Origin of the sequence: Fodinibius sp. (genome assembly GCF_041642155.1) — a bacterium.
GTDB lineage: Bacteria > Bacteroidota > Rhodothermia > Balneolales > Balneolaceae > Fodinibius.
On the sequence record NZ_JBEPWZ010000186.1, the window covers coordinates 1 to 5,802 of the forward strand.

Annotated in this window: 4 protein-coding genes; 1 reads left to right on the forward strand and 3 read right to left on the reverse strand. The window is 47.9% G+C overall.

The window, feature by feature from the left end:
• The 3 genes from ACESLU_RS10540 to ACESLU_RS10550 form a co-directional block, all read right to left on the reverse strand.
• Positions 1-1,052 (reverse strand): phosphatidylserine/phosphatidylglycerophosphate/cardiolipin synthase family protein (locus tag ACESLU_RS10540; protein WP_372638611.1); only part of this gene is annotated, 1,052 nt, incomplete at its 3' end.
• Positions 1,053-1,410: 358 nt separating this feature from the next.
• Positions 1,411-2,154, reverse strand: a complete 744-nt coding sequence (locus ACESLU_RS10545; protein ID WP_372638612.1) for a hypothetical protein — start codon at positions 2,152-2,154, stop codon at positions 1,411-1,413.
• Complete coding sequence (locus tag ACESLU_RS10550; protein ID WP_372638613.1) at positions 2,151-2,792, reverse strand: SatD family protein; 642 nt, start codon at positions 2,790-2,792, stop codon at positions 2,151-2,153. The genes ACESLU_RS10545 and ACESLU_RS10550 overlap by 4 nt, the downstream gene beginning before the upstream one ends.
• Positions 2,793-3,063: 271 nt before the next feature.
• Between ACESLU_RS10550 and ACESLU_RS10555 the strand changes: the two genes are divergently transcribed.
• Positions 3,064-5,787: a UPF0182 family protein gene (locus tag ACESLU_RS10555; protein WP_372638614.1), complete on the forward strand. Its 2,724-nt coding sequence runs from the start codon at positions 3,064-3,066 to the stop codon at positions 5,785-5,787.
• Positions 5,788-5,802: the final 15 nt, after the last annotated feature.

Here is a 5,802-nt window from a genome sequence, read left to right on the forward strand (position 1 = left end):
TGATTAACCAGCAGCTCTGCCAGTTCCGCACTAAGAGCTGTCATATTCACTTCGTCATCTTTCAGCATCGACCGGTGATTAAAATTCGCAGATCCTATGCATGAGACATAATCATCTACCACAATGACTTTGGAGTGCATCATCGTTTTCTGGTAAAACCACAGGTTAACGCCCGCTTTCAACAAAGGATGAAACCGGTCCCCACCGGCAATATTAGCCACACGTTTATCCATATGTTCGCCGGGTATCATAATATGCACTTCTACACCCCGCTGCGCCGCCTCGCATAATTGCGTGACCATATCCTCATTGGGATTAAAATAGGCCGTGGTGATTCGGATGCTTTCCTGAGCCATATCCACAAGGGTTCGGTAGAGAATAACAATATCACTCCAGAGCACCGAAGCAGAGGTCCGCACTACCTGGAGGGGTATTTCTTTTATGGAAAGTTCGTCGGGGAGCCGTATTTCTCCATCATCCTCATGCCAGGGAAGCCCATCGTGAAGCTGGTGACCTGTTTCAATCCAATTCTCAAGAAAAGCAGATTGCAATCCCCTGACGGCGGGACCTTCGACCCTGAAATGGGTTTCTCGCCACTCGGAGGGATTACGGGCATCTCCCTCCCACTCTTCCGCAATCCCCACCCCGCCGGTAAAGGCGATATTACCGTCACAAATCAATATCTTGCGATGGGTGCGATTATCACTTTTCCATATCTTCCACCGTTTAACAGGGCGAATCCATTCGACCTCTACCCCACATTTCTCCATATGTTCAACGAGCTCCCGGGGCATAAAAGCCGCACCGAAACAATCCAGGATAACGCGCACTCCAACCCCCTCTTTTGCTTTTTTTCCAAGCAGCCGGGCAAAACGTTCGGCAATATCTCCCTTCCAATACACGAAAGTAAGGAAATCGATCTGGTGCCTTGCATTCCCGATAGCATCCAGCATAGCTGGAAAAATTTCCTTGCCGTTTTTCAGGACCCGGATGGCATTGCCTGACGAAAACGGGATGCCGACCGTACTCTCCAAAATCCCTTTGTAATCCATCTTTCGCCTAATTTTAATTTTCAATTGATTACCATCAATTACTCAATCAAAAGCCAGTATTACAAACATATTTTATAGAAGGCTTTGCAAAACTGTTCTTTTGGTCAATCTCTGCATTTTCACGTATTCAACATCCTCACATATGCCATATATGGGGTGGTTTTGAATACGCTCAGGCTTGATATTTCCCGATGCTTCGGGACTGGTTTTTCAAAGCCTTCTCATATTAAAGTACCTTGCGAAGATACCTGCGGCAGTCGGAATCAGAATAATGTTAAAGCTTGAACCCCTTTGTTATTCATTGAGTCGCCTGCCCCCTGACAACGGTATAACATCCGGGACGGTAAACAAAACGCGGTCACAGCAGGATCTTAACCCCCCATCCTATGATCAAAGCCAGGAGCGTTGAGAGCAGCGTCCCGATCAAAACGTATTCGGCAAAAGGCCGGTCGTCTTTAAAGTTATTAAAACGGGTAACCCCTTTGGCGGCCAGGATAAATCCGATGGCACTATATTGGTTGAGTAATACGAAAATGTAAATAAAAATCCGTTCCAGCAGGCCGATAAGCCGGCCCATGCTATATTCTTTATCGCTTACCTTGTCTTCCTGCTTGCTCAGCGACTCAATTCCCATTACTTTCAGAATATAACGAAGCACGATATTCATTTCATTAATAACCAGCAGTATGCCTGCCAACACGACCTGCGCAGTGATGACTGTATCCAGCGACAGGTCCCCTTCCGGCAGGATCATCCACCCTAAAAAACCAATCATCTTTTCAGCGGATAAACCGCCGTTAATTTCAAACAGGGGACTGCAGATAATGCCCGTAATAAGCAGGTGGTACAGGAGCATAAGCGCCCTGTTTCGATTCAGCTTGGCTGTGTTCTGTTCGGTAACCTTCATTACAAACGGGTAGCTGACCAGATGCAGGGCCAGCAGTCCCCAACCCCAGCTTAGCTCTATAAAAGGGAGCACCGTTAACGGAACAATGCCTATGATCGTCAGGTCTTTAGCTGTTGCTCCCTCATCGCGAAAGATAAGCCGGAGACGCGCTAAGACCACCAGGTTCAGTATGCTTAGAAAAATGGCGTAATTCATCCTGCTAATTGTTGGTTTATGAGTTCCGATATATTATCCAGTAATTTGCTGACAACATCCAGTGCGCCCGCTTCCTTATTTTTGTAAAAAGCCGGGGGCGAAATATCCAGCTGTTCAACAATTTTTTTGTAGTCGTATCCCTCTTTTGTCAAATAGAAAATAGAGAGTCGGTTTTGATTCCACGTCTGTATTTCATGCGAGAGTAGCTCCAGGCTGTTGTTGATAAGCTTTAGCGAAGCATTATCCTCTTCTTCAACATTCAAATGAAACAAAAAACCGCTCTCCTTCAATTGGTCCATTCCTTTTCGGGCTTCGTGAAAAGCCGGGCCATCCATGCCTATGGACTGCTCCGTATTCAAGGGGGTGGCAATACTCCCCACCCCCAGCGAAAAACGCACCCTTACCGGATGCAGCTTTGCCAAAAGCCGGAAAAGATGAACAAACAGCCTATCCGCCTCCTCAAATACCGCCTGGAATTCGTCGCCCAGCGTGATGGTATAGGGAGAAACCGGCCCATACTCCGTTTTATTCAGGTGGTCCAGCTCCTGCTGGAGTTTCGTCTGCAAGGCCTCCCGCTGCTCCTCTTTGATCTGTTTTGAGGACTCAATATCCGCTATAAGTACGATCAATCGCTGCATATTTTCATTTTTTCTATATATAACCATAACAGTTTAAAAAGTCAATTTTAAACCATTAAAGTTATAAGATCATTTTTTAAACCAATATGGTTACTCGTAAACGCACCTGATCGCAGCAGAGCAGATGCTGTCAGGCGGAAACAGCAGGAGTCCTGATCAAAAAATGCTTATATTCTGCTTTCTGTAAAAAGCTTACTATCTTATAGCTTATAGCCGAATGTGCGATTGGCAAAACGCCAAGACCGAAATATACCTGATATCATCATAATTTATGAATCGCAATTTCAGTTCTTCAAAAACCTTTTTCAGTATAATTTTCCTCGTTATCGGAGCCCTTTTCATTCTGGGCATATCCTCCGACTGGATTGTGGAATGGCTCTGGCTTGAGGACCTGGGATATGAGCAGGTGTTCTGGACCATCCGAACCACACAGGTCCTGCTCTTTATAGGAGCCCTGATCGTAGCCCTGGCCTATGTATTGCCCAATATGAATGCACTCGCCAAGCGGTTCGCAACCATGAACTTCGGGAACTCACCCCTGTCCCAGCTGAATCTCCACCTGATCAGTACCAAAAAGATTCGCACTGTTTTTTTAGGTATCGGGTCTGTTTTCAGCCTCTTTTTTTCCCTTGCTTTTTTTATGCGCTGGGATGCCTACCTCAAGTTCCACTGGGACGGAATATTTGGACAGCTGGACCCCATTTTCGGGAATGATATCGGCTTTTACCTGTTCCGGCTGCCGTTTATTGAACTCATACAGAACAGCCTGACCTCCCTGGTCTTCTTCGTTACCATTATTGTCATCATTCTGTATGTCTATTCCGGGGCCATTTCCATTCGCTCGAAAAACAACATCAGCCTGCCAGACCAGGTTAAGAAACAGATCGGCCTTAACCTGGGTCTCTGGTTTTTGCTGCTTTCCTGGGGATACTACCTGGAACGCTACAACCTGCTCTACAATGCCAGCGGGACGGTCTATGGCGCCAACTACGTAGATATCAATGTAAAGTTGCCGGTGCTCTGGATTGTTTGCATTCTCTGTCTCATTCTCGCACTTCTTTCGTTTTATCAGCTATACAAAAATCGCCTGAAATGGTTGTTAACAGCCGCTGTTTCGACGCTGCTTATTGGTGGAATAGGACTCAACGTATTACCCGGCCTTATCCAAAGCTTTACCGTTAATCCGAGTGAGCTCCAGCTGGAAACGCCCTACATAGAAAACAGTATCGAGCAGACCCGGAAGGCCTATGCCCTCGATAAAATGGAGACCCAGCCCTACAGTGCCCAGCCGGCCGAGGAAATGTCATGGGAAACCATAGACGAAAACGAAGAAACGATTGAAAATATCCGCCTGTGGGATCCCCGCCTGCTTATCCAGACCTACCGGCAGCTGCAGGAAATCAGGCTCTATTACCAGTTTTATAACGTGGATGTCGACCGCTATCATACCAATGAAGGATACCTGCAGATGATGGTGGCGGCCCGGGAGCTGTCCGAAGAGATGCCCGAGCAGTCGGATACCTGGGTCAACCGCCGGCTTCAATATACCCATGGGTACGGGATGGTTATGAGTCCCGTAGCACAGGAAGGCTCGCAGGGAGATCCCCGGATGGTCATCAAGGATATTCCCCCTACGAGCGAGATTGATCTGCAGGTCGAGGAGCCCGCGCTCTACTTCGGTGAACATAACTCCGACTATAAAATTGTAGATACGGACATCAGGGAGCTGGACTATCCGCGCGGGGACAAAAACGTCTATACCAATTACCAGGGCAGCACGGGGGTATCTATCAACAGTTTGTTCGAACAACTGCTCTTTTCCTGGCAGTTTGGCGATATCAATATCTTATTGACCGATTACATTAATCAGGACAGCAAAATTCTCTATTGGAAACGCATTGAAGAACGGGTCAACCGCATAGCGCCCTTTCTCAGGTTGGCAGACGATCCCTACCTGGTGTTGAATGAAGGAAAGTTGTACTGGATACAGGATGCGTACACGACATCGCCCGACTATCCCTATTCGGCTCCCTTTAACAACGAATACAACTATATCCGCAACTCCGTAAAGGTTGTGGTTGATGCCTATAACGGGACGACCGACTTCTATGTCTCCGACGAGGATGATCCTATGCTGAAGGTCTACCGCGATATTTTTCCGGGTATGTTTAAATCGCTGGATGAAATGTCCGGCGGACTCCGCTCTCACCTCCGGTACCCTATTCATATGTTCGAAGCCCAAATGGATAAATACAACAAATATCATATGACTGACCCGCAGGTATTCTACAATAACGAAGACCTGTGGACGCGCCCCAATGAAACCTATGGCGGGCGGGCGATTAAAATGGAGCCGTACTACGTGCTCACAAAACTGCCCGGCCAGGAGGAGCTCCAATATCTGTTAATTAGTCCCCTCACCCCCAATAACCGCGATAATATGATCGGGTGGATGGCTGCCAACTCCGACTTCCCCAACTATGGAGAGGTCTCGGTTTTTGAACTTCCCAAAGATCGTCTGATACTGGGTCCCGCCCAGATCGAAGCCCGCATCGACCAGGATACCGAAATATCCAGGCAGCTGGCGTTGTGGGACCAGCGCGGTTCGAGGGTTATTCGAGGCAACCTGATGATCATCCCCATTGAGGATTCATTTATCTATGTTGAGCCTGTATTCCTGATTGCCGAAGGCGTCGATATCCCGCAACTTCAGCGTGTCATCGCCACATCGGGAGAAAAAATTGCCATGCAGCCTACCCTCTGGCAATCTATCGAAGCCCTGCACGGAAAACGGGCCCAGCGGATCGCCGCCCCGTCCGATACTGCTGCTGCGGCTGTTCCTCCCATGGATTTGCCGGCCGACGCTTCGAACACAGAACTTTCCCAACTCCGCACGCTGTGGGAAGAAGCAAACGATGCGATGCAGGATGGAGACTGGTCGCTCTTCGGGGAAAAAATGAATGAAATTGAAGAACTGCTCAACAGTGATCAGTAGCCGCCATGCAGGTTC

Excerpts from the sequence above, each read along its gene's own strand:
- ACESLU_RS10545 (WP_372638612.1), bottom strand. The coding sequence starts at position 2,154 with ATGAATTACGCCATTTTTCTAAGCATACTGAACCTGGTGGTCTTAGCG.
- ACESLU_RS10550 (WP_372638613.1), bottom strand. The coding sequence starts at position 2,792 with ATGCAGCGATTGATCGTACTTATAGCGGATATTGAGTCCTCAAAACAG.
- ACESLU_RS10555 (WP_372638614.1), top strand. The coding sequence starts at position 3,064 with ATGAATCGCAATTTCAGTTCTTCAAAAACCTTTTTCAGTATAATTTTC.